Here is a 26,513-nt window from a genome sequence, read left to right as displayed (position 1 = left end):
TTTTCTAAAAAGTCAGCCGGAGCCTCTCCCGGGGGAGACGAATTCCGGAACACTCATTTTAACACAGGGGAGCAGGCTTGACAACTATCCGGCCCGTCCTGGCGGCCCGCGGGCGGAGAAAAAAAGAATAAGTGCAAAAAGAGCAAAATATATTAGTAACAGACGATGTATGCAAGGAGAGATGGGCATATGAAACGATTTTTGACGGCCCTCCTGTGCGGGGCGCTGCTCCTGCAGCCGGCCCTGCTCAGAGCGGCGCCCCAGGCCGGCCAGGAAGAGACTGGGCAGGAGGAAAGCGGGCAGGAGGAAGCGGGGGCAGGTCCCCAGGTGGGTTCACCCTCTGCTTTTCTGATGGAGGCGTCCACAGGAAAGTCCGTCTACGAGAAAAACGCGGATGAGAGGCGGCCCCCTGCCAGCGTGACGAAGATCATGACCCTGCTTCTCATCTTTGACGCTCTGGCGGAAGGGAAGATTGCCCTGGAAGACCAGGTGACCGTGTCCGAGTATGCCGCCTCCATGGGAGGCTCTCAGGTCTTCCTGGAGCCGGGGGAGGTGCAGACGGCGGACACCCTGATCAAGTGTATCGCCGTAGCAAGCGCAAACGACGCATGTGTAGCCATGGCAGAGCATATCTGGGGGAGCGAGGAGGAGTTTGTGAAGCACATGAACGAGAGGGCTGCCGGACTTGGCATGGAGAACACCAGCTTTGTCAACTGTAACGGCCTGGATGCGGAGGGGCATTTGACTACCGCCAGGGACATAGGGACCATGTCCAGGGAGCTGATCCTTATATATCCCCAGATCCGGGATTACGCCGGCATCTGGATGGAGGACATTACCCACACCACGGCAAAGGGGAGCAGCACTTTCACCCTGGCCAACACAAACAAGCTGATCCGCCAGTACGCCTACGCCACAGGCCTGAAGACCGGTTCCACAGACGACGCCGGCTTCTGCGTGTCCGCCACGGCCGAAAAGAACCAGATGGAGATGATCGCGGTGGTCATGGGGGCGGAGACCTCAAAAGACCGGTTCAGGGACGCGGTGACTCTTCTGGACTATGGCTTTGGAAAGTGTGTCAAATATGTGGATGAGGGCATCCAGAGCCTGGAGCCTGTGAGGGTCCAGGGAGGCCAGAAGAGACTGGCGGCTGTCAGCCAGAAGGAGCCTTTCCAGTATGTGGACACGGAAGGGGCGGACCTGACAGCCATTGAGCGGGAGTATCAGCCCCAGGAGAAGCTGACAGCCCCTGTCAAAGCGGGGGATAAGGCGGGAAGCGTGGTCTACACACTGGACGGCGCCGAGATTGGCAGGGCGGACATTGTGGCGGTGGAGGATGTCCCGAAGGCCACCTACCAGAGCTCCCTGGAGCAGACCCTGGAGCTGTTCTTCCCGGCCTAGCCGGAAAGCAGGCATTAACTGGAAGAGAAGACGCGAAAGAAAGTTGCAAAACAGGGAAACAGATTATATAATCATTACCAGAACTGCCCAGAAGGCGGCAGACAGATAAGGGAGGAACGCGAAATGTGGAAGAAGCCGCTTGCGCTGCTTGGCGCGTCTGCCCTGGTGTGCGCCGGGGAGATGGCAAGGGAATTGTCCACCTTCCGGGTGAGACGCTACAGGGAAGAGATACCGGGAATGGAGAGAGGGAGCAAGATCCGGATGGTCTTTCTCTCAGATCTTCACGGAAAGGAGTACGGAAGGGAGAACCGCAGGCTCCTGGAGCAGGTCGAGAGGGAGGAGCCGGACTGTATCCTGGTGGGCGGCGACATGCTGACCCGGACACAGCCGGAGACTGACAGGACGGCAGCCGCTCTCATGAGGAGGCTTGCGGCTGTGGCCCCCGTCTATGCCGCCAACGGAAACCATGAGCAGAAGATGAAGGAGAACAGAAGACAGTACCAAGACCGGTATGAGAGATACCGGGACGCCCTGATGGGGGCAGGCGTACACCTGCTGGAAAACGAGACCTGTCTGTTTCAGAAGGGGAGCTTCCAGGCTGCGCTGACAGGCCTGGAGATCCCCCTTTCCTGCTACAGTCATTTCGGGAGGGAAAAGCTGCAGACAGAGGAGATAAAAAGGAGGATCGGGGAGCCGGAGGGAGAGGAGTACCACATCCTCCTGGCTCACAACCCGGCCTGCATGGACGCCTACTGGGACTGGGGGGCGGATCTTGTCCTGTCCGGGCATCTCCACGGAGGCGTCGTCCGGCTGCCCCTTGCGGGGGGAGTCATCACGCCTCAGATGCAGCTTTTCCCCAGATATTCAGGAGATATGTACAAAAGAAGAGACGGGCGAAGCTGTGTGGTCAGCCGGGGGCTGGGAACCCACACAGTCAATGTCCGTCTCTACAATATGGCTGAGCTCGTCAGCCTTTCCTTTACAGGTAAATAGGCCTAAGGCCGGTGCACCCGGAAGACGCCCACTCCAAGAGCCCCCGCCCCGGTGTGGCAGCCGATGCTCATGGTGAGAGGATAGTGGACGATCTCCATATCCGGAAAACATTCCTGATACTTTTCCTTCCAGGAGAGAAACTCTTCTTCGTCCATGTCCGTCTCGGCCATGCCAAGCTTCAGGACGCCCTCGTCCCTCAGATGGGAGAAGCGCATGTCTATATCCTTTCTTACCGCCTTGCACATAGTCCGGAAGGCGGCCTTCATGCCCCGGACCTTGGCGAAGGCATCCAGCTTGTCCCCCTGGATGGTGAGGACAGGCTTCAGGTTCAGCACCGTGCCCACCGCGGCGGCGGCTGGAGTGATGCGCCCTCCTTTTTTCAGGTATTTCAGGGTGTCCACCGCAATGTAGATGCTGGCATCCAGCGCCTCGCTTTCAAGCTGCTCCTTGATCTGTCGTCCCGTCCTTCCCTCCCTGGCGAGGAAGTAGGCGTCCAGCACGGACTGGGTTTGGGTGACAGAGATCCGGTGGTTGTCCACCACATGGACGCGGCCCTCAAAGTCACCCTCAGAGGCCAGAGCCAGAGCGCTGGCGCAGGAGGTGGAAAGTCCGCTGGACATGGGGATATACACGACCTCCCGGTAATCCCGCAGGAGGGAGGCCCACATGTCCATCACATCTCCGGGGGAGGGGAGGGATGTGCTGACAGCGGCGTCAGAGGCCAGCTTCCGGTAGAACGCGTCGGCAGTGATGCTCTTCCCCTCGTAAAAGGTCTCACCATCGATCAGGACAGGCATGGGAATGATATGGATGTCGGAATAAGGCTCGCACCCCGGCATGATCCCGCAGTTGCTGTCCGTCATAATAGCAATGTCTGACATAGTATTCTCCTTTACAGTTCCATGATATGACTTAAAAACTCAAAATATCTTACACATTGACCGATATTTTAACAGATGTTAAAATATTATAGCAGAACAAAAAATAAAACTCAATGACAGACCATCCGTTTTTGTCAGTTATTTATACAGATCGGGGGAAATGTAATGGAAGACAGACGCATTACGAAGACAAAGAGAAATCTGAAGAGCACCCTCATCTCCATGCTTCCGGAGCAGCCCTTTGAGCAGATCTCCATCACGGAGCTGTGTGCCAGGGCGCAGATCAGCAGGATCACCTTCTACTCTCACTACAGCGACAAGTACGCCCTGGTGGACGAGATCTTTCAGGATATGGTGGTCCTGGGCACGGAGGACTATGAGAGGAAACAGCGAAAGAACAATCCGGGAAGGGACGAGGTGCTCAGCTACTGCAACATCCTGGATGCCATTATGGAGCTGTACTACAGCCATTTTGACTTTTTCCATTACACGGCGCCGGACAAAAATCCCTACCTTGCGTTCGCCTTCTACAGCATCGTCCTGGAGACGGTGGAGAAGCACACCAAGAGGATGGAGAGGCAAAGCCGGCTTAAGTACTCGCCGAAGAGGATCGCCGGTTTTCTCTGCTACGGGATCATCGGCTTCATCAACGAGGGACACGCAGAGCGCATTCCGGTGGAAAGGCAGCAAAAAGAGGCCAAGGAGCTTCTCATGGGCATTCTACGGTCCCGAGTGCTCATACAGCTTTAGAAAAACTGTTGAGAAAAGAGCAAAGGTCAGATATAATAGTATGGTTAAGTCAGGAAAGAGCGGAGGATGTCTGTGGGATTAGAGGTAAAGCTGCAGGTGTTTGAAGGCCCTCTGGACCTTCTTCTGCACCTCATCGACAAAAATAAAATAGATATCTACGACATTCCTATCGTGGAGATCACAAATCAGTACATGGAATATATCCACGCCATGGAGAGGGAGGACCTGAACGTGATGAGCGAGTTCCTCCTCATGGCGGCCACACTGCTGGACATCAAGTGCCGGATGCTGCTTCCCAAGGAAGTGAACGAGGAGGGGGAGGAGGAAGACCCCCGGCAGGAGCTGGTGGAGCAGCTTCTCCAGTACAAGATGTACAAGTACATGTCCTACGAGCTCCGGGACCGGCAGGTGGAGGGCGAAAGATCCCTGTACCGGGAGCCGGACATACCGGAGGAGGTGCAGGACTACGTGGAGCCTGTGGATCTGGACAAACTGCTGGACGGGCTGACCCTGTCCAGGCTGAACAGCATTTTCCGGGAGATGATGCGCAGGCAGACGGAGAAGATCGATCCCATCCGCAGCCGCTTTGGAAAGATCGAGAAGGAGGAGGTCTCCCTGCCGGAGAAGCTGGACTATGTGGAGGAGTACGCCGGAACCCACCCCGCCTTCAGCTTCCGGCAGCTCCTGTCAAGGCAGGGATCCAGGGTACAGCTTGTAGTCACCTTCCTGGCCGTGCTGGAGCTGATGAAGACAGGCAAGATCAGGGTTCTGCAGGAGCAGCCCTTTGACGATATCCTTATCACCTCCATGATATGCGGCGGGGAGCGGACAGCGCAAGAAGAGCAAAGAGAAGAAGGGGAAGTATAAAGTGGAGATAAGCAGACTAGAGGGTATCATAGAAGCCATTCTTTTTACTATGGGGGACTCCGTGGAGCTCTCCAAGATCGCGGCGGCCATCGGCCATGACGAGGAGACGACCCGCAAGGTGATCCACAACATGATGGATAAATACGAGACGGACGACAGGGGAATCCACATCATTGAGCTGGAGGACTCCTTCCAGATGTGCACAAAGCCCCAGATGTACGAGTATCTCATCAAGGTGGCAAAGCAGCCCCGCAGGTACGTGCTCACGGACGTGCAGCTGGAGACGCTCTCCATCATCGCCTATCGCCAGCCTGTCACAAAGCTGGAGATCGAAAAGATCCGGGGAGTCAAGTCAGACCACGCGGTGAACAAACTGGTGGAGTATGATCTCGTGTGCGAGGTGGGACGGCTGGACGCGCCTGGAAAGCCCATCCTGTTCGGGACAACGGAGGAGTTCCTGCGGCGCTTCAGCATCCACTCCCTGGACGAGCTGCCGGGGATCAACCCGGAGCAGATCGAGAATTTCAAACACGAGGCCGAGGAGGAGGCCCAGCTGAAGCTGGACGTATAGCCTGTTCGGGCGCAAGACATATTTTTCGGTCACGGGGCATACATATAAGTTAACTGCGCGGATGCTTCGGGTCGTGATGTGTATGAGAAGACCGGAAAAAGGTCGGTTATATAGAAAATGGTATGGAATGAGAAGGATAAAGAGGGCCGGTATTCTCCTGGCGCCTGTCCTCCTCTTTATCTGGCTGGCGTTCTGTCCTTCCATGCGGGGGATGGCTGCCGGTGCCGGGGAGGGGGAGACGCCGGAGGAGCTGGCCCAGCTCTACGCCCGGTCAGCGGTCCTGATGGACGCTGACAGCGGGCGTGTTTTATTTGGAAAAGACGCGGACACAGCCCGTCCCATGGCCAGCACTACCAAGATTATGACGTGCATCCTGGCGCTGGAGACGGCGGACCTGGAGATGGAGTGCTCTGTGTCGGAGGAGGCTGCCTCCCAGCCGGAGGTCCGGCTGGGCGTCCGGGAGGGGGAGACCTACCGCCTGGAGGATCTTCTCTGCTCCCTGATGCTGGAGTCCCACAATGACAGCGCTGTAGTGATCGCGGAGAACACAGCCGGGAGTGTGGAGAAATTTGCCGGGATGATGAACCGGAAGGCGGAGGAGATCGGCTGCCGGGACACCTATTTCATCACTCCCAACGGCCTGGACGCCTCCGATGGGACCGGGATCCACTCCACCACAGCGGCCGACCTGGCCCGGATCCTTAAGTACTGTATCACCCAGTCCCCAAAGAGGACGGCCTTTCTCGACATCACGGGGAAGGACAGCTACACCTTCACAGACCTGTCCGGTCAGAGGAGCTTCTCCCTGCAAAACCACAACGCCTTTCTCACCATGATGGAGGGGGCTCTCACGGGAAAGACCGGATTTACAGCGGACGCCGGATACTGCTATGTGGGAGCTCTGGAAAACAGGGGACGCACCTTTATCGTAGCCCTGCTGGCCTGCGGGTGGCCGGGCAACAAGGGGTACAAGTGGGAGGACACAAAGAAACTGATGCAGTACGGGATTGACCACTACCAATATGAGACGGTCACTCTGGACCGGCCCCTGCCAGCCCTTCCTGTTTCCGGCGGCGCGCCGCCCTCCGGCACTCTGGAGGGGGAGGCTCTGGCTCTCCTTGCGTCAGAGCCCATCCAAAAGGAATTCCTTCTGGCGGAAAACGAGACGGTGACTGCCAGCATCGACCTGCCGGAGAAGCTGACTGCCCCGGTGACAGAGGGGCAGGAGGTGGGGAGTATCCGCTACTGCGTCGGGGATTTTCCGGTGGCAGAGCAGAAGGTAACGGTGGCTGCAAAGGTGCCGGAGCGAAGCGCCCTCTGGTGTTTCAGCCAGGTCTGCGCCCGCTATTTTGCGGGGAAGAATAAAATAAATCAATAAAAATGATTAAATTTACCACTTTTCTTTTGGGCATATGTATGATAGGATAGACGGGTATTAAAAAAGAACAATAAAGTTGATAAATATTCTGCTTTTTGTATTGCTGAAAGGAAGAGATGAGACATGAAGAATTTTGAGAAGTATGAGCGGCAGTATTTCATGCCGCCGGAAGTCACCTACGACTGGGTGAAGAAAGAATACATAGACCAGCCTCCCATCTGGTGCAGTGTGGACTTGCGGGACGGCAACCAGGCCCTGATCGAGCCTATGAGTCTGGAGGAGAAGCTGGAGTTCTTTGAGCTGCTCGTAAAGGTGGGCTTCAAGGAGATCGAGGTGGGCTTCCCGGCTGCCTCTGAGACAGAGTACAACTTTATGCGAGCCCTGATCGAGAAGAACATGATCCCAGACGACGTGACAGTCCAGGTGCTGACCCAGGCCAGAGAGCATATCATCAAGAGGACCTTTGAGGCTGTGAAGGGTGCGCCCCACGCTGTCATCCACCTGTACAATTCCACTTCTGTGGCTCAGAGAGAGCAGGTGTTCAAAAAGGATAAAGAGCAGATTAAGAAAATTGCTGTGGACGGTGCAAAGCTGCTGAAGAAGCTGGCGGACGAGACAGAGGGAAACTTCACCTTTGAGTACAGCCCGGAGAGCTTCTCAGGGACAGAGGTAGACTATGCCGTGGAGGTGTGCAACGCAGTCCTGGACGTGTGGAAGCCCCAGGCGGACAACAAGGCCATCATCAACATTCCCACGACTGTGGAGAACGCCATGCCCCACGTCTTTGCATCCCAGCTTGAGTATGTGCACAAGCATCTGGCCTACAGAGACAATGTGGTTCTCTCCCTCCATCCCCACAACGACAGGGGCTGCGGCGTGGCCACAGCGGAGCTTGGAATACTGGCCGGCGCTGACAGGATCGAGGGAACCCTGTTCGGAAACGGTGAGCGGACAGGAAACGTGGATATCATCACCCTGGGCATGAACATGTTCTCCCACGGTGTGGACCCGAAGCTGGACTTCTCCAACATGGAGGAGATCAAGGAGACCTACGAGCGGCTCACAAGGATGACTGTGGATGTGCGCCAGCCCTATGCGGGCGAGCTGGTCTTCACCGCCTTCTCCGGCTCCCACCAGGATGCCATCGCCAAGGGCATGGCCTGGAGAGAGGAGAAGAAGTGCGACAAGTGGACTGTTCCCTATCTGCCCATCGATCCCCAGGATGTGGGAAGACGCTACGACTCAGACGTTATCCGCATCAACAGCCAGTCCGGAAAGGGCGGCGTGAACTATATCCTGAAGCAGAGCCACGGCATCAACCTTCCGGAGAAGATGCGTGAGGAAGTGGGATACCTTGTGAAGGATGTCTCCGACAAGGCGCACAAGGAGCTGACACCGGAGTGGGTATACCAGATCTTTACGGACAACTACGTGAATGCGAAGACAGTGTTCTCCATTGACGAGTGCCATTTCCGCCAGGCGGACGGCATCATCGCCGACGCCACCATCCACCACGGCAATGACGAGCAGGTGGTGACCGCCTCCGGAAACGGACGTCTGGACGCAGTCAGCAACGCCATCAAGCAGTACTTCAACATCAGCTACGAGCTGCGCTACTACGAGGAGCACTCCCTCACCAGAGGATCTTCCTCCAAGGCGGTGGCCTACGTGGGCATCATCTCCCACGAGAAGACGTTCTGGGGCGTTGGCATCGACGCGGACATCATCCGCGCCTCCATCGAGGCCCTCATCGTGGCTGTGAACAAGATCGAGGAGCTCAGCACCGCTGACCCGGTGAAGGACGCCCGCATGATCGAGATCATGAACTATATACAGGCCAACTACATTGACGTGACGCTGGATGACCTGGCAGAGAAATTCTATCTCTCCAAGCCCTACCTTTCCAAGTATATCCGGGAGAAATCAGGGATGACCTTCGGAGACCTTGTGAAAAAGATCCGCATGAAGAAGGCCAGAGCGCTCTTAAAGAGCAGCAACATGACCGTGGAAAATATCGCCCTGTCCGTGGGCTATCAGAATGTGGAGCACTTTAACAGGCTCTTCAAGAAAGCGTACAATATGACACCGGTACAGTTCCGGAACCAGAAATAAGACGAGACAGAAGAAAACGGCTGCCTACACGCAGCCGTTTTTTTCTGTCTGATCCAGCCATTCAGTGAGAAGGCGGATATATTTTTCATTGTCCTCCACAAAGCACATGTGACGGCACCCGTCGAAGAGCTCCCATCTTGCGTTCGGGATGCGGTCGTACATGGTCTTGGCGATGAGGGGTGTGCACAGGTCGTTCGTGCCGCTGATGATGAGGGCCGGGCATTTGATCCTCTCCAGCTTGTCCGTGTACTCCCAGCTTCCCAGGGATCCTGTGGGGTTGTACTCGTTGGGACCCCAGCCGTAGAGGTAGGCCTCCTTCCCGGATCTCTTGGGACGGGTCACACACTCCGGCGTGTCAGCGGAGGGAGAGTCGCAGTGGCGCTCCATGAAGCGGCTGTTGGCGGCCAGGTACTCCGGCGTGTCAAAGTTTCCGGTCCGCTCCGCCTCGGCGATGGCCTCCTGGTCCTCCTGGGAGAGGAAACGGATCATCCGGTGCTGCTCCTTTGCCCACAGACTGGCGGAGGAAAGGGTGCTGGAGAGAATGACAGAGGCGACGCCCTCCGGCTGGTAGTCGCAGAGATACTCAATGGCCAGCATGCCGCCCCAGGACTGTCCCAGCAGGTGCACCTGGTCAAGCCCCAGATGCCTGCGCAGTTCCATCAGCTCGTTGTCCCATGTCTTCTGGCACCACAGCTCCGGGTGCCCGTCCACATAGGAGTTCCCGCAGCCAAGCTGGTCGTAGGAGATGACGGCCCTGCCTGTATCCGCCAGAGCGTCCAGCACCTCAAAGTAATTGTGTGTGGAGCCCGGTCCGCCGTGGAGAAGGAGCAGAGGCTTCTTGCCGTCCCTGCACTCGCCGGCGATCCGGTAGTAGGTCTGATAGCCCAGATAGGGCATGTATCCTTCTGTGATCTTCATATAGTTTACCTCCTGAATTTTTTTCTGAATTTTCTTTATCTTATCTCATTGAAGGGCAGGCTTCTTACATAAAACCCGCTGCTTCTGACCAGTATATCATAAGGGGATTTTATTTGACAAGGCATGGATATGGGCATGTACTTCCCGATAAAGCCAATATTTTCAAGCCGCAATTTTTGAGTTTACAAACCTGGCTTTATATTGTAAAATAATATGGTCTGCGCCTGGTGTGCTTGTGCCGGCTGCCCTGCGCGGACAGACAGTGCATTTATACAAAACCACAATAATGGAGGCGAAAAAAGTCATGGATATAACCGAGAGAGTGCAGAAGCTGCATGAGATCATGCGGCAGAACAAGGTGGATATCTACATCGTGCCCACGGCTGATTTTCATCAGAGCGAGTATGTGGGAGAGTATTTCAAGATGAGAGAATTTCTCACTGGCTTTACCGGATCAGCGGGCACGGCCGTCTTTACAGCGGACGAAGCTTACCTCTGGACGGACGGCAGATATTTTATCCAGGCTGCAAAGGAGCTGGAGGGGACGCCGGTCAGACTCATGAAGATGGGCGAGCCCGGAGTGCCTGACATAGAGCATTTCTTAAGCGCCAGTCTTCCCGAGGGGGGCGTCATTGCCTTTGACGGAAGGTGTGTTTCCCTGGGCGACGGCAAGCTCTACGAGCAGATTGCCGCGAGCAAGCAGGGCTCTGTCTCCTGCGAAAGGGATCTGGCGGCGGACATCTGGAAAGACCGTCCGGCCCTGTCAGAGGAGCCGGTGTGGGAGCTTGCGCTTCAGTACGCAGGCGAGGACCGCAGCTCAAAGCTTGAGAGGATCCGCAGATCCATGGAGGAGGCGGGAGCGGACTGCCATATACTGACCACGCTGGACGATATATGCTGGACGCTGAACATCCGCGGAAACGACATCGAATTTTTCCCGCTGGTGCTGTCCTACGCAGTCATCAGGATGGACCGGATGGATCTCTATGTGGATGCGTCCAAATTCTCTGATGAGCTGAGGGAGAAGCTGGAGAAGGACGGCGTTGTCTTCCACCCCTACAATGACATCTATGAGGATGTGAAGAAGCTGGACGAAGGCGGAACTGTCCTCATCGACCCGGCAAGGCTGAACTACGCGCTCTGGAAAAACATTCCCCGCAAGACGGGAAAAGTGGAGATGCGCAACCCGGAGATCCTTTTCAAGGCAGTCAAAAATCCCACAGAGATTGCCAATATCCGCAAAGCGCAGCTCAAGGACAGCGTTGCCCATGTCAAATTTATGAAATGGGTCAAGGAGAACTACGACAAAGAGGTGATCACAGAGCTGAGCGCTTCACAGAAGCTGGATGAACTGCGGGCACAGCAGGGGAATTTTATCCGGCCCAGTTTTGAACCCATCGTATCCTTTGGCGAGCACGGGGCCATCGTGCACTACACATCCTCGCCGGAGACAGACGTGCGCCTGGAGGGCGGAAGCTTTCTTCTGACAGACACAGGCGCAGGCTTTTATGAGGGATCTACCGATATCACGAGAACCTACGCACTGGGCGACGTGACAGATAAGATGAAGGAGCACTTTACGCTGACAGCCATCAGCAACCTTCAGCTTGCATCGGCAAAATTTTTATACGGCACTACCGGGATGACACTGGACATGCTTGCCAGAAAGCCATTCTGGGACAGGAACCTGAACTTTAACCACGGGACGGGCCACGGGGTCGGCTATCTTCTGAACATACACGAACCGCCGACAGGCTTCCGCTGGCAGTTCCGGGCAGGAGAGATCCAGCCCTTCGAGGATGGCATGGTGATCACAGACGAGCCGGGCATCTACCTGGAGGGAGAATACGGGATCCGACTGGAAAATGAGCTGCTGACACGAAAGGGAACCCGGAACGAGTACGGGCAGTTCATGTATTTTGAGACCATCACATTCGTCCCGATGGACCTGGATGCCATCCTGCCGGATATGATGACAGAAGAGGAGAGACATCTTCTGAACACCTACCACAGCGCAGTGTACGAGAAGGTTTCCCCCTTCCTCGACGAGGAGGAGCGGGCATGGCTTCAGAAGTACACAAGAGCCGTGTAGGAAATAATAGTAGAGAGGAAACTTCAAAATGGAACAGACAGCAAAAAGAAAAAAACCCTTTGGTTTCTATGTCTGCGCGCTCGGCTTTACCTTTGAGCGTCTGGCATTTTACACCATGAAATATCTTCTGGCGATCTGGATCGCCACAGAGGCAATGCAGGGCGGACTCGGGCTTACCGACTCCGAGGGAACATTTATCTCCGCCGTGTTCGTGGCCGGAACCTACATCACACCCATCGTGGGCGGATGGATCGCCGACTACTGGCTGAGCCCCCGCATCTGCGTGCCGGCAGGTATGATCCTGATGGGCCTTGGCTATGTGTGCGCATGGCAGGCTGACTCCCTCACTATGGTGTGGGTCATGATCATACTGGTTGCCATCGGTACAGGTCTTTTCAAGGGAAACCTGTCCGGTATCAACGGACTTTTATTCCACGACCAGGAGGAGCTGAACAATGCATTCTCCATCCAGTACTCCTTTGTAAACATCGGAAGCTTTATCGGAACAACCTTTATCGCCATGCTTCCCATCTCAGGACTCTTTGGCCTGAAGCTGCCCTTTAACACCGTATTCCTGATCTGCGGCATCTTCCTCTTCATCGATGCCATCTGGTTCATCGCAAACCAGAGAGCGCTGGGAGAGGCGGGAAAGAAGCCCTTCAAGCATGATCAGAGAGAGTTCGTGGACAAGGCGAAGGCGGAAAAGGCAGAGAGCGCTCCCCTGACAAAGAGCGACTGGAAACGCATCATTGCGGTTATCCTTGTGACCCTGTTCTCTGTTGTGTTCTGGATGGTGTGGTATCTTGCCTACTATCCGGCCTATTTCTACTTTGGATGGGGCGACGGCGCTTCCTATCTGAACCACGCCAACTGGATGATCGGCTCCTTCCAGGTGCCCACATCCTGGTTTGACTCCATGAACGCCATCACCTGCATCATTCTGGGACCGGTGTTCGCTGTGGTGTGGGACAAGATGGCCAAGCGTCCGAAGGGCGATATGAGCATGTTCAAGAAGACAGCTCTGGGCATGATCCTTGTGGGTGTTGCCTTTGTTGTCATGGTACTGGCGGACATCATCAGAGGAGACGGCCAGTGCTCACTTGTCTGGATCGCCATGGTGGCTGTTCTCATGTCTGTGGGCGAGATGATCTTCTCACCTCTGGGGAACTCCTTCATCACAAAGATCGCGCCGGCCAAGGCCATGGGAATTCTTCTTGGCTTCTGGCCCATCGCCGTGTTCTTTGCACAGATGATCTATCCGCCGCTCTACGACTTCCTGAAGACCGTTCCCTTCCAGATGGGATACGGCGTCCTGGCAGCGGTTGTCATTGTTCTGGGAGTGATCCTGTGGGCATGCAGCGGCAAGCTGGACAAGCTGGAGCAGGAGTAATATCATAAGTAAGAGACCGACTGTTTTTGGCGGACATTTTGCCGGGGAGCTTCCCCGGCATGTGTAAAATATATAGAGAGGTGTGCATATCATGAACGAGGGAAGAACTCAGAAAATTTTAAAGGCAATGGAAGAAAACAAGATTCCCCAGATGATCATCTCTGATCCGGTAGCGATCTTCTACCTGACAGGAAAGTGGATCCATCCGGGCGAGAGGATGCTGGCTCTGTACCTGAATGTAAAGGGGAACCACAAGCTGGTCATCAACAAGCTGTTCCCCCAGGAGAAGGATCTGGGCGTTGAGCTTGTGTGGTACGATGACGTGGAGGACGCCGTGGAGATCCTGAGCCGCTACGTGGACAAGGACGCTGTCATGGGCGTGGACAAGAACTGGCCCGCCAGATTTCTTCTTCGCCTTCAGGAGCTGGGCGGCGGAAGCAGCTTTGTCAATGCTTCCTGGATCGTTGACCAGGTCCGCATGATCAAGGATGAGGAGGAGCAGGAGCTGATGCGGATCTCCTCCCGGATCAACGACGGCGTTATGGAGAAGGTCATCCCCCTTGTGGCAAAGGGAATGACAGAGATGGAGCTGGACCACAAGGTGCGGGAGATCTACAAGGAAGCCGGATGTGAGGGCGTGTCCTTTGATCCCATCACTGCCTACGGGAAGAACGGGGCAGATCCCCACCACGCCACAGACGATACAAAGGGCAAACGGGGTGACTGCGTAGTCATCGACATCGGCGGTTTCAAGGACAACTACGCTTCCGACATGACAAGAACCGTCTTCATCGGAGAGGTGTCAGACCGGGCAAGAGAGATCTACAACATCGTCCTGGAGGCCAACCTGCGGGGCATCGCGGCTGCAAAGCCGGGCAACCGGATGTGCGACGTGGACCTTGCCGCGAGAAATTACATCGAGGAGAAGGGCTACGGACAGTATTTTACGCACCGCACCGGACACTCCATCGGTCTGGAGGACCACGAGTTCGGCGACGTGTCATCTGTGAACACAGATATCATCAAGCCGGGCCAGTGCTTTTCCGTTGAGCCGGGCATCTATCTGCCGGAGGAGGGCATCGGTGTGCGCATCGAGGACCTTGTCCTGATCACAGAGGACGGCTGCGAGGTGCTCAACAGCTTTACAAAGGATCTGATCGTCGTACCGGAGGAGTAAGGATTTCTACTTGCGGACGGAAGCGACAGGATTTATAATAGTACAGTGAATACACACAGAGGGCAGGAACCGGGGGTTCTTTGTCCTCTTGTGACTATAAAGAAAAGGGACCTGTAAAATGGGAACAAACAACGAATTACTGCAGAAAATTGATGACGGATACGCGAGGTTCAGCAAGGGGCAGAAAAAGCTGGCTGACTACATCCGCAGAGACTATGACAAGGCCGCATTCCTCACAGCGGCGAAGATGGGCGAGGTGGTGGGGGTCAGCGAGTCCACAGTGGTCCGCTTTGCCACCGCTTTGGGCTATTCCGGCTACCCGGCCTTCCAGAAGGCGCTGGAGGAGATGGTGCGCACCCGGCTGAATTCCATCCAGCGCATGGAGGTGACTTACGGGCGTATCACCCAGGGGGAGATCCTGGAATCTGTCCTTCAGTCGGACATTGAGAAGATCAAGCTCACCATGGAGAACATTGACCATGAGGCCTTCGAGCTGGCGGTGGAGACTATCCTGAAGGCCAGGAAGGTGTATGTGGTGGGAATCAGGAGCTGCGCGCCCCTGGCCAGCTTCCTGAGCTTTTACCTCAATCTGCTCTGCGAGGATGTGACCCCTGTGAGCACCAACAGCTCCAGCGAGATCTTCGAGCAGCTCCTGCGCATCGGCGAGGAGGATGTGATCATCGGCATCAGTTTCCCGCGGTACTCCATGCGCACCCTGAAGGCGCTGGAATTCGCCAGCAACAGGAAGGCGAAGGTCATCACCCTGACAGACAGCATCCACTCCCCCATGAACCTCTACTCCTCCTGCAACCTGATCGCCAGGAGCGACATGGCCTCCATCGTGGACTCCCTGGTAGCCCCCTTAAGCGTTGTCAACGCCCTGGTGGTAGCCCTGTGCATGAAGAAGCAAAAAGAGGTGGTCTCCACCCTGGAGATGCTGGAGGAGATCTGGGACGAGTACCAGGTCTACAGCGGGGACGAACTGGACAAGGTGAGCGACAAGGTGGAGCTCTCCACGCCCGGAAGAAAGGAAGGCAAAGGGGAGGCAGATGAGTAAGGTTCTGATTATCGGCGCCGGCGCCGCCGGCATGTACGCGGCTGTGACAGCTGCCCGGGCGGGACATCAGGTCCACGTCTTTGAGAAAAATGACAAAGCCGGCAGAAAGCTTTTTATCACGGGAAAAGGGCGCTGCAACCTGACAAACGACTGCGACACAGAGGAACTGCTCCAGGCGGTCAAAAGCAATCGGAAATTTCTCTACAGCAGCTTTTACACCCACACAAACCAGGATGTGATCCGCTTTTTCCAGGACAATGGTATGCCTGTAAAGACGGAGCGAGGGGGTCGTGTCTTCCCCGCCTCTGACCACTCCTCAGATGTGATCCGCACTCTGGAGCGGCAGATGAGCAAATGGGGAGTCAGGCTCCACCTGGGGACAGAGGTGAGGGAGCTTCTGACAGAGGAGGGAAGGATAGCCGGCCTTCTCCTGGGGGACGGCACCCGGGAGACAGGAGACGCCTGCATCGTCGCCACCGGAGGCTTTTCCTATCCCCTGACCGGCTCCACCGGGGACGGCTACCGGTTTGCCCGGGAGGCAGGCCACAGCGTCACGGATCTTGTTCCCTCCCTCGTGCCGGTGGAGGCGAAAGAGAAGTGGGTGGGAGACCTGATGGGCCTGTCCCTGAGAAACATAGAGCTGACGGTAAAGGACGGGAAGAAGGAGCTGTACCGGGATTTCGGGGAAATGCTGTTCACCCATTTCGGTCTCAGCGGCCCGGTGGTACTTAGCGCTACCAGCGAGGTAGGGCCGCGGCTTGAGAAGGGGCCGCTCTCCTTCCACATCGATCTGAAGCCGGCTCTGACCCCGGAGCAGCTGGATCAGAGGATCCTGCGGGATTTCGGAGAGCAGAAGAACAGGCAGTTCAAAAATTCTCTCGGAAAGCTTCTCCCCGCCAAGCTGATCCCCGTGGTGGTGGGGCTGTCAGGCATTTCCCCGGAAAAGAAGATCCACGACATCTCCAGGGAGGAGAGAAGAGGGCTGGTCAGCCTTCTGAAGGATCTGACCGTGACGGCCGTGTCCCTGCGGAGCTGGAGCGAGGCCATCATCACAAAGGGCGGCGTCTCGGTGCGGGAGATAGACCCGGCCACTATGGAGTCGAAAAAGATAAAGGGACTCTATTTTGCCGGTGAAGTTCTGGATCTGGACGCGGTGACGGGAGGCTTTAACCTCCAGATCGCCTGGTCCACCGCCTATCTGGCGGGGAGCAGCATTCCCTAGCAGGAAAGAATTTTTACAGGAAAAGGAATGATATTATGGAACCAGTATATTATATGGAATACAGCGAGTCTTTTAAGATCGTAAACGAGATGTACACAGCCCTCTACAAATACAGGAACTCAAAGGCCTGGGGGCCCTTCAAGATCCAGGACATCAAGACAAGGGCTTACGAGGGCGCCAAGAAGCGGTGGGCAGAGCTGAAGAAGATCAGCCGGAAGGAGCGCCTTGTGAAGGTCAGCTTCTACGAGGACAGCTTCACCTGCGTGACAGGGGATGTCACCCAGGAATTCTCCTACGGGGAGATCGAGTGCATCTGCGAGACCGATACCACTCTTGCGCTGGTGGCGGACAAAAAGCGGAAGAAGGAGGGCTTTATCGCTCTGAAAAAAGGGAGCGTAAAGGGGAAGAGCCTTGCGGATCTGAAGGAATTTCTCCTGAAAAAATGCACAAAGGCAGGCGGCAGTATCAGACATCTCTAAAAGCGGAAGCGGACAGCCAACATGCGGCGAAAAAATATACAGGACAAGGAGCAAAGATATGGGTTACAGTATAGCGATCGACGGTCCGGCGGGGGCGGGAAAGAGCACCATCGCCCGGCTTGTGGCCAAAGAGAAGGGATTTATCTACGTGGATACAGGAGCCATGTACAGGGGGCTGGCGGTCCACTTCCTGAAGAAGGGCATACAGCCGGAGGACACGGAGAAGATCAAGGAGGCCTGCCGGGACGCCCAGGTTTCCATCGGCTATGAGGAGGGACAGCAGCAGGTCTATCTGAACGGCGAAAATATCACCTCCCAGCTGCGCCGGGAGGAAGTGGGCAATATGGCTTCAAAAAGCTCTGCCATCCCGGAGGTGAGAGAGAAGCTTCTCTCCCTGCAGCGGGATCTGGCCCGCAGGCAGAACGTGGTCATGGACGGCCGGGACATCGGCACCTGCGTCCTGCCGGACGCGGATGTGAAAGTCTACCTGACAGCCAGCAGCCGGACCCGGGCGAAGAGAAGATATGACGAGCTGACCGCCAGGGGAGTCCCCTGCGATCTGGAGCAGATCGAGCAGGACATCATCGAGCGGGACAGCCGGGATATGAACCGGGAGATCTCTCCTCTGCGCCAGGCTGAGGACGCGGTGCTGGTGGACAGCTCGGACATGACCATCAGGCAGGTGGCGGACGCCATCCTGGCTCTCTGCCGCTAGAGCCCCGCCGGGACTTTGAAACGACATATAATTACAATAAAATCAAAGATTTAGTTGAAATTATCTCGAAAAAGGGGTATGATATAAATGTTTTAGATACGATTTGCCGCACTGCAGACAGCGCGCAGATCATGCATGTAACAATACGTACTACATACAGACACTTGACGATTTTGATATGAATCAATTAAGGTCCGTGGAAACAGTAGGTATTACAGCAGGGGCATCCACGCCCAATAAAATAATTGAGGAGGTTCAAAATAATGTCAGAATTAACTTTTGAACAGATGTTGGAAGAGTCTTTTAAGACAATACGGAACGGGGAAGTGGTAGATGGTACAGTCATCGACGTAAAGCCTGATGAGATCATTTTAAATATAGGTTACAAGGCAGATGGCATCATTACGAGAAGCGAGTACACAAACGAGCCGAACGTGGATCTGACTACCATTGTGTCCCCTGGCGATACCATGACAGCAAAGGTGTTAAAAGTAAATGACGGAGAAGGTCAGGTGCTGCTCACTTATAAACGGCTTGCGGCCGAGAAGGGAAACGAGCGTCTCAGAGAGGCATTTGAGAACAAGGAAGTGCTGAAGGCTCCTGTTACTCAGATCCTGGGAGGCGGACTTTCCGTTGTGATCGACGAAGCCAGAGTATTTATCCCTGCAAGCCTGGTTTCCGACACCTATGAGAAAGACCTGAGCAAATATCAGGATCAGGAGATTGAGTTCGTCATCAGCGAGTTCAATCCGAGAAGAAACCGCATTATCGGCGACAGAAGACAGCTCCTTGTTGCCAGAAAGGCAGAGAAGCAGAAGGAACTTTTCGAGAAGCTACAGGTCGGCGACAGGATCGAAGGTACTGTGAAAAATGTGACAGATTTCGGCGCCTTTATCGATCTGGGCGGTGTGGACGGACTTCTCCACATCTCCGAGATGTCCTGGGGCAGAGTGGAGAACCCGAAGAAGGTATTCCAGGTTGGCGAGAAGGTGACTGTTCTCGTAAAGGATATCCACGACACAAAGATTGCCCTCAGCCTGAAGTTCCCGGAGACAAATCCCTGGGCCAACGCGGCAGAGGACTACGCTGTAGGAAAGATCATTACAGGCAGGGTTGCCCGCATGACAGACTTTGGCGCTTTTGTGGAGCTGGCTCCGGGTGTGGACGCGCTGCTTCACGTGTCACAGATTTCCAGAGCGCATGTCGACAAGCCGTCTGATGTCCTGACAGTGGGACAGGAGATCACAGCCAAGATCGTGGACCTCAACGAGGAGGAGAAGAAGATCAGCCTGAGCATGAAGGCTCTCGAGAACGCACAGCAGGCTGAGGAGGCTCCGGCTGAGGCAGAGGCTGAAGAGGAATAGATATATCCGGACATATCATTTCTTTTGAAATTATATAGCGAATTAAAAGATGGAGACTATGTTATAGTCTCTTTCTTTTCGTGTGAAGCATTGTTAAAAATGCGACAAGATGTACTTCGAAATATACAAAAAAAACGCCGGAAAACCTAGAAGAAACCGGTTTTTTCTTGTATAGTATATACAGATTATAGTAGGAAGGAAGGAAAAAAGAGATGGCATTGTTGACATTTAAGGGTGGTATCCACCCGGATGATGGCAAGAGCCTGGCAAAAGACAAGGCTATTGTCGAAGTTAAGCCAAAGGGAAACCTGGTTTATCCGCTTTCTCAGCATATTGGCGCCCCGGCTTCTCCCATCGTTGTAGTGGGCGATCATGTATTAAAAGGGCAGAAGATCGCGGAGGCCGGCGGATTTGTATCTGCCCCCATCTACGCCTCTGTCTCTGGTACAGTCAAGGCGATCGAGCCCCATTTCAACCCCACAGGGGCCAAGGTAAACTGCATTGTCGTTGAGAACGACGGCGAGTACGAGGAGGTTGAGTACGCTCCCGTAAAGCCTCTGGCCGATATGACCAAGGAAGAGATCCTAAACGCCATCGGTGAGGCCGGAGTTGTAGGTATGGGAGGCGCAGGCTTCCCCACAAGAGTGAAGCTCTCACCGAAGGAGCCGGAGAAGATCGACTATGTGATCGCGAACTGTGCGGAATGTGAACCATACATAACAGCGGACTACCGCAGAATGATGGAAACACCGGAGCTGCTCGTGGGCGGCATGAAGGTGGTTCTTTCACTGTTTGACAACGCAAAAGGTATTTTCGCGGTGGAGGACAACAAGCCGGACTGCATCGCCAAATTAAAGGAGCTTGTGAAGGACGAGCCCCGCATGGAAGTGATGGCGCTGAAGACAAAGTATCCGCAGGGCGCTGAGCGCCAGCTCATCTACGCCACCACGGGAAGGGCGATCAATTCCTCTATGCTCCCGGCCGACGCGGGCTGCGTTGTGGACAACGTGGAGACCATGATCAATATTTACCAGGCTGTCGTGAAGGGACTTCCCTCCATGGAGCGCATTGTGACAGTCAGCGGAGACGCTGTGAACGAGCCGGGCAACTTCAAGGTCCTGTTTGGCACAAACCAGGCGGAGCTTGTGGAGGCAGCCGGCGGATTTAAGGGAGAGCCCAAGAAGGTGATCTCAGGCGGCCCCATGATGGGATTTGCCATGTTCACACTGGACACTCCTGTCACAAAGACTTCTTCCTCCATTCTCTGTCTTTCCAGAGACGCGGTGGCAGAATTTGAACCAACAGCATGTATCAACTGCGGAAGATGCGTAGACGCCTGTCCAAGCAGGCTCATCCCCTCCAGACTGGCAGACTACGCGGAGCACCACGATGAGGAGCAGTTCACAAAGCTGAACGGGCTGGAGTGCGTGGAGTGCGGATGCTGCAGCTATGTATGTCCTGCAAAGCGCCAGCTGAAGCAGTCTATTGGTTCTATGAGAAAGATCGCACTTGCGAACCGCAAGAAAAAGAAATAAAGATTTTAGAGAGGAAGAGGTGAACAAACGTGGAGAATTCATTTAATATTTCATCTTCACCACATATACGTTCCAAGGTGACCTCCGGCAATATCATGCTCATGGTAGTCATTGCGCTGCTCCCGGCAACCTTCTTCGGAGTGTACAACTTTGGACTGCCCGCCCTGATCATGATGGTCAGCACAACGGCGGCTTCTGTGCTTACAGAATTTATCTATGAGAAACTGATGCATAAAAAGGTCACAGTGGGAGACTTCAGTGCGGTTGTCACTGGTATGCTCCTTGGATTGAATATGCCGCCCACAGCCCCCTGGTGGATGGGCGCCCTGGGAAGCGTATTTGCAATCCTGATCGTAAAGCAGCTTTTCGGAGGACTGGGACAGAACTTCATGAACCCTGCTCTGGGAGCCAGATGTTTCCTTCTGCTTTCCTTCACAGGTCCCATGACAAGCTTCGTCTATGACGGCATCACAGGTCCGACTCCCCTTTCCTATGTAAAGAGCGGGGCGCTGGATCAGGTGAACACCATGGACATGCTCATTGGAACCATTCCGGGAACCATCGGTGAGACATCCGTGATCGCCATCGTCATCGGTGCGATCTTCCTGATTCTGATGGGAGTCATCGATCTGCGCATCCCGGGTACATACATTGTAACCTTCGTGATCTTTGTGGGAATTTTCGGCCATGTGGCACATCCGGAGATCGGATTTTTCGATCCCACCTACCTGACAGCCCACCTGTGCGGCGGTGGCCTTATGCTGGGCGCCTGGTTCATGGCGACAGACTACGTCACCTCCCCCATCACGAAGAAGGGACAGTACCTGTACGGCATCTGCCTCGGCGTTCTGACCGGCCTGTTCCGTATTTTCGGCGGGTCTGCTGAGGGCGTCTCCTACGCCATCATCATCAGTAACCTTCTGGTTCCGCTGATCGAGAAGGTTACTCTTCCAAAACCGTTTGGCAAAGGAGGAGAGAAATAATGAACAAGATCATAAAAAATACAATTATCCTTACAGTAATTACATTGGTTTCCGGACTTCTTCTGGGACTGGCCTATGAGGTCACAAAGGATCCCATTGCCCAGTCTGAAGAGAATGCCAAGAGAGAGGCCTGGCAGGCTGTGTTCCCGGACGCGGACCTTACTGCCTTTGAGGAGACGGATGTGGACACCGATGTGGCGGATCAGGTGATCGCTGATCTTGGCATTGACGCCACCATCGATGAGGTCTGCACAGTGGACGGCGGCGACACCGGCTATGTTATCACTGCCACAGACAGCGAGGGATACGGCGGCGACATTCAGGTTGTTGTGGGCATCACAGCGGACGGCACGGTGAGCGGTATTTCCTTCCTGTCCATCAGCGAGACCGCGGGTCTTGGAATGAACGCCCAGAACGAGTCCTTCTACGGCCAGTATGTAGGTGTACAGACAGACCATTTCTATGTATCTAAAGACGGCGGCGAAGGCGAGCCAATCGATGCCATCAGCGGCGCCACCATTACATCAAGGGCAGTGACAGGTGCGGTGAACGCGGCACTTGGTTACTTCCAGAATGAGTTTTAGGAGGTAGTTGAGATGAATGAATGTGGCGAGAGACTGAAAAATGGTCTTATTGATGAAAATCCTATCTTTGTCCTGATGCTCGGCATGTGTCCCACACTTGCTGTCACAACCTCAGCGACAAACGGTATCGGCATGGGGCTTTCCACGACATTCGTGCTTGTCATGTCCAACATGCTGATCTCCATGCTGCGAAAGATCATACCGGACTCTGTCCGTATGCCTGCGTTTATCGTAGTCGTGGCATCCTTTGTAACAGTTGTTGACTTTATGATGGAAGGCTTTACGCCTGCCCTCTATGATTCACTTGGAATTTATATTCCTCTGATCGTTGTAAACTGTATCATCCTGGGCCGCGCTGAGAGCTATGCCTCCAAGAATAAAGTGCTTCCCTCTATCTTTGACGGACTGGGAATGGGACTTGGATTTACAGTGGCCCTGATCGCCATCGGTATCGTCCGTGAGATCCTGGGCGCCGGACAGATTTTTGGATACCAGCTTCTTCCTCTGGCTGACGCGGCTACAGGAAAAGCGGGCTATACACCCATTACCATCTTCATCCTTGCTCCGGGCGCGTTCCTCGTTCTTGCAGGTCTTGCCGCTCTCCAGAACAAGGTGAAGATCAACATGGAGAAGAAGGGCAAGGACGCATCCAAGATCCAGTCAGGCTGCGGCGCGGACTGCGCTACATGCGGCGGATGTCCTTCAGCAGCCGGAAAAGATAAAGAATAGGAGGGAAAACCATGGGAGATTTGATTTTAATTGCAGTTGGCTCTGCGCTCGTGAGCAACGTGGTGCTCAGCCAGTTCCTCGGTATCTGTTCCTTCCTCGGTGTCTCCAAGAAGACGGAGACAGCTGTCGGCATGGGCGGAGCCGTTATCTTTGTTATCACACTGGCCTCCTTGGTGGCAGGCCTTTTATACCAGTTCATCCTTCATCCGCTGGGCTTTGACTATCTGAACACGATCGTGTTCATCCTGGTCATCGCGGCGCTTGTGCAGATCGTGGAGATGTTCCTTAAAAAGTTCGTCCCCTCCCTCTACAATGCGCTGGGCGTTTATCTGCCCCTGATCACGACCAACTGCGCCGTGCTGGGCGTTGCCCTGAACAACGTGCAGGATGGCTACAACATCCTGGAGGGTGTTGTAAACGGCTTCGCAACTGGCGTCGGCTATCTGATCGCCATCGTTCTGCTGGCTGGTATCAGAGAGAAAATGGAATACAATGATATTCCGGAGTCCTTTAAGGGGATGCCGATTGTCCTTCTCACATCCACACTGATGGCGATCGCATTCTTCGGGTTCTCCGGACTGATATAGGAGGAAAAGAAAATGAGTATGACAGGAATTATCTTGGCTGCAGTCATTGTAGGCGGTACTGGGTTATTCATCGGTATTTTCCTCGGACTTGCGGACAAGCAGTTTGCAGTAGAAGTTGATGAGAAAGAAGAGCAGATCCTGGGCGTGCTGCCGGGCAACAACTGTGGCGGCTGCGGTTACCCGGGATGCTCCGGACTGGCGGCGGCCATCTCCAAGGGAGAGGCTCCGGTAAACGCCTGCCCTGTGGGCGGCGCTCCGGTGGCAGCAAAGGTAGGCGAGATCATGGGCGTCGAGGCAGGAGAGCAGGTTCGTGAAGTGGCCTTCGTCAAATGCGCCGGCACCTGTGAGGTGGCAAAGCAGACATACAACTACAACGGATTACACGACTGCGTCATGATCAACATGATGCAGAACGGCGGCCCCAAGGCCTGTACCTTCGGCTGTCTGGGAGAGGGCTCCTGCGTGCAGGCATGTCCCTTTGACGCCATCCACGTTGTGGACGGCGTGGCTGTAGTGGACAAGGATGCCTGCAAGGCCTGCGGCAAGTGCGTGGCTGTCTGCCCGCGCCATCTGATCGAGCTTGTGCCCTACGAGCAGAAGCATCTTGTGCAGTGCAGCTCCAGAGACAAGGGCAAGGATGTCATGTCCGTGTGCTCCGTCGGATGTATCGGATGTAAGATGTGCGAGAGAGTCTGCGAGTTTGACGCAGTCAAGGTGACAGACAACATCGCCCACATCGATCCTTCCAAGTGTACAAACTGCGGAAAGTGCGCAGAGAAGTGTCCGAAGAAAGTGATACTGTAAAAATTTATGATAAGACATATCAGATCCAGTATAAAAATTTTCTGGGCGGATATGAGGAATGTAAAATGGGCGGTTATTTCGATAATCGCCTGTTTTCTGTTTCTCTATGTCCTGTTCGGCAGCATCTGTCCTGTGGCCTGTCTGACAGGTTTCCCCTGTCCGGCCTGCGGCCTGACCAGGGCGGGGATCAGTGTCCTCACCCTCCGCTTTGCGGATGCCTGGGAGCTGCAGCCTTTTATCTACCCGATTCTGCTGTGGCTGGCTGCCGCCGCTGTGCAGAGATACTTCTGCCGCAGGAGGCGACTCTCCGTGTGGCTCAAGTGGGCAGGCGCTGTCCTCATCTGCGGGATGGTTGTCTTCTACGCTGTGTCCATGTACAGGTATTTCCCGGACAGGGCGCCCTACCTATATCATTCAGATAATCTCCTCCAAAAGATTGTCATTTACAGACAATTATGGTAAAATAACCGCAACGTGGTTATTTTACCTGCGCATAGAGCGGTTTCTGCGGAACCGCAGAAATCCGCTGCGCATCTGCCGAAGGCCCATGGCCGCTCAATGGCCATGGTAAAATAACCGCAGATTGTTATATTTCTCAAGGAGGATGAACAAATGGATAATAACTACAACAATCAGCCGGACAACGGACAGGACTATACATACTCCGGGAGCGGAGACGGCGCCGGAAACTCTCAGAGCCAGCCGGAGCAGCAGTACACAGACCCAAATGCAGGCTACAGCAGCACAGACTATAACGGTGCGGGCGGCACGGAGGGCGCTGGCAGCCAGGGACAGAGCGGGTACTATAATCAGAATGGGCAGACCCAGTACCAGGATCAGAGCCAGTATCAGTACCAAAACTACAATTACAGCCAGAATTATAACCAGAACGGCCAGAGCTATAATCAGAATTACAACCAGAACTACAACTCAAACTATAATCAGAACTACAATCAGCAGTACGGCGGAAACGGCTACAACCCGCAGCAGTACGGCGGTATGGACACAAGCCCCATGTCTATGGGTGACTGGGTGCTCACCATCCTGGCCCTGATGATTCCCTGCGCGGGCATCATCCTCTACTTTGTGTGGGCCTTTGGGAAGAACGGCAACATCAACAGGAGAAACTACTGCCGCGCGGCTCTCGTCATTGAGCTGGTGATCATTATACTCTCCATCATCGTGATGGTCATCTTCGGAGCGGCTCTCTTTACAGCCTATCCGTCATACGGATATTAATTTTTGAAAGTATGTAATCAGGAAACGGTCAGTCCCCACAGAGCTGGCCGTTTTTCATAAGCAGTATTGACAAGTAAACTTGGCAATGATATACTTCTTGATGACAATAAAACTTGGCATAAGGAGACTATATCCATGAATAGAGAGGAAATTTTATTAAGAGCCAAAAGAGACAATTATCTGGGAGATGAACGAGAGAGAGAGGTGCGTCTAAAGAGGGATGCCTTCTCACTATGGGGGCTGATCGTCTTAGGGGCAGTCATAATGATCATCAAGATAGTCCAGACAGAGTCTCCAGCAGACATCATATCGCTGCTGTTTTGCACTTCTGGCCTGGGATTCGCCTATGAGGGGCTGAAGCTGAACCAAAAACATTCTCTCATAGCCGGTATCGTGCTGCTGATATTGTGTGCCTGCTTTTTCTATATATTTTGTATGGGGCTGTTCTGATGAATGATAAGCTGATACTGAAAAACAATATAAGAAAAGTGCGGGCAGAAAAAAAGCTGTCACAGTCAGCGCTGGCGGAAATGGTGGGGGTATCCCGCAATACGATCAGCTCTATTGAGACAGGGCAGTTTAACCCAACTGCGAAATTGGCGCTTGTTCTATGCATCGCTCTGGATAAGAGGTTTGAAGAGCTGTTCTATTTTGACGAGCAGCAGATGTGAGAAGCCCCCTGTGT

At 54.5% G+C, this 26,513-nt stretch carries 27 protein-coding genes and 1 pseudogene; 26 read left to right on the top strand and 2 right to left on the bottom strand.

Features of this window, described 5'->3' with window-relative positions:
- Positions 1-189 precede the first annotated feature (189 nt).
- The gene (locus H7U36_RS01225; protein ID WP_138303173.1) at positions 190-1,401 is read left to right on the top strand and encodes a D-alanyl-D-alanine carboxypeptidase family protein; all 1,212 of its coding nucleotides are present in this window, start codon (positions 190-192) and stop codon (positions 1,399-1,401) included.
- 123 nt (positions 1,402-1,524) lie between these two features.
- Positions 1,525-2,394 carry a metallophosphoesterase gene (locus H7U36_RS01220; protein ID WP_033125562.1) on the top strand — a complete coding sequence of 290 codons (870 nt, stop codon included), beginning with the start codon at positions 1,525-1,527 and terminating at the stop codon, positions 2,392-2,394.
- A gap of 2 nt (positions 2,395-2,396) precedes the next feature.
- On the opposite strand, the gene H7U36_RS01215 is transcribed toward H7U36_RS01220, so the two are convergent.
- On the bottom strand, positions 2,397-3,275 hold the full coding sequence (locus H7U36_RS01215) for a DegV family protein (RefSeq protein WP_138303172.1): 879 nt from the start codon (positions 3,273-3,275) through the stop codon (positions 2,397-2,399).
- Positions 3,276-3,440: 165 nt separating this feature from the next.
- Here H7U36_RS01215 and H7U36_RS01210 point away from each other — a divergent pair, with 165 nt between their 5' ends.
- From H7U36_RS01210 to H7U36_RS01190, 5 genes are all read left to right on the top strand, one after another.
- Positions 3,441-4,025 (top strand): TetR/AcrR family transcriptional regulator, encoded by a 585-nt coding sequence (locus tag H7U36_RS01210; protein ID WP_033125564.1) that lies wholly within the window; start codon positions 3,441-3,443, stop codon positions 4,023-4,025.
- 72 nt (positions 4,026-4,097) lie between these two features.
- The gene (locus H7U36_RS01205; protein WP_052084000.1) at positions 4,098-4,892 is read left to right on the top strand and encodes a segregation and condensation protein A; all 795 of its coding nucleotides are present in this window, start codon (positions 4,098-4,100) and stop codon (positions 4,890-4,892) included.
- A 1-nt stretch (position 4,893) separates the two neighbouring features.
- On the top strand, positions 4,894-5,463 hold the full coding sequence (gene scpB / locus H7U36_RS01200; protein WP_033125565.1) for an SMC-Scp complex subunit ScpB: 570 nt from the start codon (positions 4,894-4,896) through the stop codon (positions 5,461-5,463).
- A gap of 127 nt (positions 5,464-5,590) precedes the next feature.
- On the top strand, positions 5,591-6,841 hold the full coding sequence (locus H7U36_RS01195; protein ID WP_330636994.1) for a D-alanyl-D-alanine carboxypeptidase family protein: 1,251 nt from the start codon (positions 5,591-5,593) through the stop codon (positions 6,839-6,841).
- A gap of 123 nt (positions 6,842-6,964) precedes the next feature.
- Positions 6,965-8,953 (top strand): 2-isopropylmalate synthase, encoded by a 1,989-nt coding sequence (locus tag H7U36_RS01190; protein WP_138303171.1) that lies wholly within the window; start codon positions 6,965-6,967, stop codon positions 8,951-8,953.
- 24 nt (positions 8,954-8,977) lie between these two features.
- On the opposite strand, the gene pepI is transcribed toward H7U36_RS01190, so the two are convergent.
- Positions 8,978-9,871 carry a proline iminopeptidase gene (pepI, locus tag H7U36_RS01185; RefSeq protein ID WP_138303170.1) on the bottom strand — a complete coding sequence of 298 codons (894 nt, stop codon included), beginning with the start codon at positions 9,869-9,871 and terminating at the stop codon, positions 8,978-8,980.
- A 304-nt stretch (positions 9,872-10,175) separates the two neighbouring features.
- Between pepI and H7U36_RS01180 the strand changes: the two genes are divergently transcribed.
- From H7U36_RS01180 to H7U36_RS01090, 19 genes and pseudogenes are all read left to right on the top strand, one after another.
- Positions 10,176-11,963 carry an aminopeptidase P family N-terminal domain-containing protein gene (locus tag H7U36_RS01180; RefSeq protein ID WP_138303169.1) on the top strand — a complete coding sequence of 596 codons (1,788 nt, stop codon included), beginning with the start codon at positions 10,176-10,178 and terminating at the stop codon, positions 11,961-11,963.
- 28 nt (positions 11,964-11,991) lie between these two features.
- Positions 11,992-13,353: a peptide MFS transporter gene (locus tag H7U36_RS01175; RefSeq protein WP_033125201.1), complete on the top strand. Its 1,362-nt coding sequence runs from the start codon at positions 11,992-11,994 to the stop codon at positions 13,351-13,353.
- Positions 13,354-13,444: 91 nt separating this feature from the next.
- Positions 13,445-14,530, top strand: coding sequence for a M24 family metallopeptidase (locus H7U36_RS01170; RefSeq protein ID WP_033125202.1), 1,086 nt, complete (start codon positions 13,445-13,447; stop codon positions 14,528-14,530).
- Between the two features lie 118 nt (positions 14,531-14,648).
- Positions 14,649-15,587, top strand: a complete 939-nt coding sequence (locus H7U36_RS01165) for a MurR/RpiR family transcriptional regulator (RefSeq protein WP_033125203.1) — start codon at positions 14,649-14,651, stop codon at positions 15,585-15,587.
- Positions 15,580-16,809: a BaiN/RdsA family NAD(P)/FAD-dependent oxidoreductase gene (locus H7U36_RS01160; RefSeq protein ID WP_033125204.1), complete on the top strand. Its 1,230-nt coding sequence runs from the start codon at positions 15,580-15,582 to the stop codon at positions 16,807-16,809. The genes H7U36_RS01165 and H7U36_RS01160 overlap by 8 nt, the downstream gene beginning before the upstream one ends.
- Before the next feature lie 53 nt (positions 16,810-16,862).
- The gene (locus H7U36_RS01155; RefSeq protein WP_205155610.1) at positions 16,863-17,288 is read left to right on the top strand and encodes a YcxB family protein; all 426 of its coding nucleotides are present in this window, start codon (positions 16,863-16,865) and stop codon (positions 17,286-17,288) included.
- A 58-nt stretch (positions 17,289-17,346) separates the two neighbouring features.
- Positions 17,347-18,003 (top strand): (d)CMP kinase, encoded by a 657-nt coding sequence (gene cmk / locus H7U36_RS01150; RefSeq protein WP_033125206.1) that lies wholly within the window; start codon positions 17,347-17,349, stop codon positions 18,001-18,003.
- Positions 18,004-18,020: 17 nt separating this feature from the next.
- Positions 18,021-18,286 (top strand): annotated as a pseudogene (locus tag H7U36_RS15465) (4-hydroxy-3-methylbut-2-enyl diphosphate reductase); the annotation flags it as partial.
- A complete protein-coding gene (gene rpsA / locus H7U36_RS01140) occupies positions 18,267-19,367 on the top strand; it encodes a 30S ribosomal protein S1 (RefSeq protein ID WP_033125207.1) in 1,101 nt (366 codons plus the stop codon). The pseudogene H7U36_RS15465 and the gene rpsA, both read left to right, overlap by 20 nt.
- Positions 19,368-19,579: 212 nt before the next feature.
- Complete coding sequence (gene rsxC / locus H7U36_RS01135; RefSeq protein ID WP_033125208.1) at positions 19,580-20,902, top strand: electron transport complex subunit RsxC; 1,323 nt, start codon at positions 19,580-19,582, stop codon at positions 20,900-20,902.
- 29 nt (positions 20,903-20,931) lie between these two features.
- Complete coding sequence (locus H7U36_RS01130; protein ID WP_033125209.1) at positions 20,932-21,885, top strand: RnfABCDGE type electron transport complex subunit D; 954 nt, start codon at positions 20,932-20,934, stop codon at positions 21,883-21,885.
- Entirely contained in the window at positions 21,885-22,469 is a 585-nt protein-coding gene (locus tag H7U36_RS01125; RefSeq protein ID WP_033125210.1) for an RnfABCDGE type electron transport complex subunit G, read from the top strand. Before H7U36_RS01130 ends, H7U36_RS01125 begins: the two co-directional genes overlap by 1 nt.
- Positions 22,470-22,481: 12 nt before the next feature.
- Positions 22,482-23,198 (top strand): electron transport complex subunit RsxE, encoded by a 717-nt coding sequence (gene rsxE / locus H7U36_RS01120; protein WP_138303167.1) that lies wholly within the window; start codon positions 22,482-22,484, stop codon positions 23,196-23,198.
- Between the two features lie 11 nt (positions 23,199-23,209).
- Positions 23,210-23,785: an electron transport complex protein RnfA gene (locus H7U36_RS01115; protein ID WP_033125212.1), complete on the top strand. Its 576-nt coding sequence runs from the start codon at positions 23,210-23,212 to the stop codon at positions 23,783-23,785.
- 12 nt (positions 23,786-23,797) lie between these two features.
- The gene (locus H7U36_RS01110) at positions 23,798-24,589 is read left to right on the top strand and encodes an RnfABCDGE type electron transport complex subunit B (protein ID WP_033125213.1); all 792 of its coding nucleotides are present in this window, start codon (positions 23,798-23,800) and stop codon (positions 24,587-24,589) included.
- A 51-nt stretch (positions 24,590-24,640) separates the two neighbouring features.
- On the top strand, positions 24,641-25,051 hold the full coding sequence (locus H7U36_RS01105; protein WP_171031515.1) for a DUF2752 domain-containing protein: 411 nt from the start codon (positions 24,641-24,643) through the stop codon (positions 25,049-25,051).
- 150 nt (positions 25,052-25,201) lie between these two features.
- Positions 25,202-25,828 carry a hypothetical protein gene (locus H7U36_RS01100; RefSeq protein ID WP_205155609.1) on the top strand — a complete coding sequence of 209 codons (627 nt, stop codon included), beginning with the start codon at positions 25,202-25,204 and terminating at the stop codon, positions 25,826-25,828.
- A 135-nt stretch (positions 25,829-25,963) separates the two neighbouring features.
- Complete coding sequence (locus H7U36_RS01095) at positions 25,964-26,278, top strand: DUF6442 family protein (protein ID WP_205147555.1); 315 nt, start codon at positions 25,964-25,966, stop codon at positions 26,276-26,278.
- On the top strand, positions 26,278-26,499 hold the full coding sequence (locus H7U36_RS01090) for a helix-turn-helix transcriptional regulator (RefSeq protein ID WP_138303164.1): 222 nt from the start codon (positions 26,278-26,280) through the stop codon (positions 26,497-26,499). Before H7U36_RS01095 ends, H7U36_RS01090 begins: the two co-directional genes overlap by 1 nt.
- Positions 26,500-26,513 lie beyond the last annotated feature (14 nt).

It is taken from the genome of Faecalicatena fissicatena (assembly GCF_016900595.1).
In the GTDB taxonomy this organism is placed as follows: domain Bacteria; phylum Bacillota; class Clostridia; order Lachnospirales; family Lachnospiraceae; genus Claveliimonas; species Claveliimonas intestinigallinarum.
The sequence above is the reverse complement of the archived record's forward strand: the minus strand, read 5'-3'. Positions and strand labels throughout refer to the sequence as shown.

Excerpts from the sequence above, each read along its gene's own strand:
- H7U36_RS01225 (WP_138303173.1), top strand. The coding sequence starts at position 190 with ATGAAACGATTTTTGACGGCCCTCCTGTGCGGGGCGCTGCTCCTGCAG.
- H7U36_RS01220 (WP_033125562.1), top strand. The coding sequence starts at position 1,525 with ATGTGGAAGAAGCCGCTTGCGCTGCTTGGCGCGTCTGCCCTGGTGTGC.
- H7U36_RS01215 (WP_138303172.1), bottom strand. The coding sequence starts at position 3,275 with ATGTCAGACATTGCTATTATGACGGACAGCAACTGCGGGATCATGCCG.
- H7U36_RS01210 (WP_033125564.1), top strand. The coding sequence starts at position 3,441 with ATGGAAGACAGACGCATTACGAAGACAAAGAGAAATCTGAAGAGCACC.
- H7U36_RS01195 (WP_330636994.1), top strand. The coding sequence starts at position 5,591 with ATGAGAAGGATAAAGAGGGCCGGTATTCTCCTGGCGCCTGTCCTCCTC.
- H7U36_RS01190 (WP_138303171.1), top strand. The coding sequence starts at position 6,965 with ATGAAGAATTTTGAGAAGTATGAGCGGCAGTATTTCATGCCGCCGGAA.
- pepI (WP_138303170.1), bottom strand. The coding sequence starts at position 9,871 with ATGAAGATCACAGAAGGATACATGCCCTATCTGGGCTATCAGACCTAC.
- H7U36_RS01180 (WP_138303169.1), top strand. The coding sequence starts at position 10,176 with ATGGATATAACCGAGAGAGTGCAGAAGCTGCATGAGATCATGCGGCAG.
- H7U36_RS01175 (WP_033125201.1), top strand. The coding sequence starts at position 11,992 with ATGGAACAGACAGCAAAAAGAAAAAAACCCTTTGGTTTCTATGTCTGC.
- H7U36_RS01170 (WP_033125202.1), top strand. The coding sequence starts at position 13,445 with ATGAACGAGGGAAGAACTCAGAAAATTTTAAAGGCAATGGAAGAAAAC.
- H7U36_RS01165 (WP_033125203.1), top strand. The coding sequence starts at position 14,649 with ATGGGAACAAACAACGAATTACTGCAGAAAATTGATGACGGATACGCG.
- H7U36_RS01160 (WP_033125204.1), top strand. The coding sequence starts at position 15,580 with ATGAGTAAGGTTCTGATTATCGGCGCCGGCGCCGCCGGCATGTACGCG.
- H7U36_RS01155 (WP_205155610.1), top strand. The coding sequence starts at position 16,863 with ATGGAATACAGCGAGTCTTTTAAGATCGTAAACGAGATGTACACAGCC.
- cmk (WP_033125206.1), top strand. The coding sequence starts at position 17,347 with ATGGGTTACAGTATAGCGATCGACGGTCCGGCGGGGGCGGGAAAGAGC.
- rpsA (WP_033125207.1), top strand. The coding sequence starts at position 18,267 with ATGTCAGAATTAACTTTTGAACAGATGTTGGAAGAGTCTTTTAAGACA.
- rsxC (WP_033125208.1), top strand. The coding sequence starts at position 19,580 with ATGGCATTGTTGACATTTAAGGGTGGTATCCACCCGGATGATGGCAAG.
- H7U36_RS01125 (WP_033125210.1), top strand. The coding sequence starts at position 21,885 with ATGAACAAGATCATAAAAAATACAATTATCCTTACAGTAATTACATTG.
- rsxE (WP_138303167.1), top strand. The coding sequence starts at position 22,482 with ATGAATGAATGTGGCGAGAGACTGAAAAATGGTCTTATTGATGAAAAT.
- H7U36_RS01115 (WP_033125212.1), top strand. The coding sequence starts at position 23,210 with ATGGGAGATTTGATTTTAATTGCAGTTGGCTCTGCGCTCGTGAGCAAC.
- H7U36_RS01110 (WP_033125213.1), top strand. The coding sequence starts at position 23,798 with ATGAGTATGACAGGAATTATCTTGGCTGCAGTCATTGTAGGCGGTACT.
- H7U36_RS01105 (WP_171031515.1), top strand. The coding sequence starts at position 24,641 with ATGAGGAATGTAAAATGGGCGGTTATTTCGATAATCGCCTGTTTTCTG.
- H7U36_RS01100 (WP_205155609.1), top strand. The coding sequence starts at position 25,202 with ATGGATAATAACTACAACAATCAGCCGGACAACGGACAGGACTATACA.
- H7U36_RS01095 (WP_205147555.1), top strand. The coding sequence starts at position 25,964 with ATGAATAGAGAGGAAATTTTATTAAGAGCCAAAAGAGACAATTATCTG.
- H7U36_RS01090 (WP_138303164.1), top strand. The coding sequence starts at position 26,278 with ATGAATGATAAGCTGATACTGAAAAACAATATAAGAAAAGTGCGGGCA.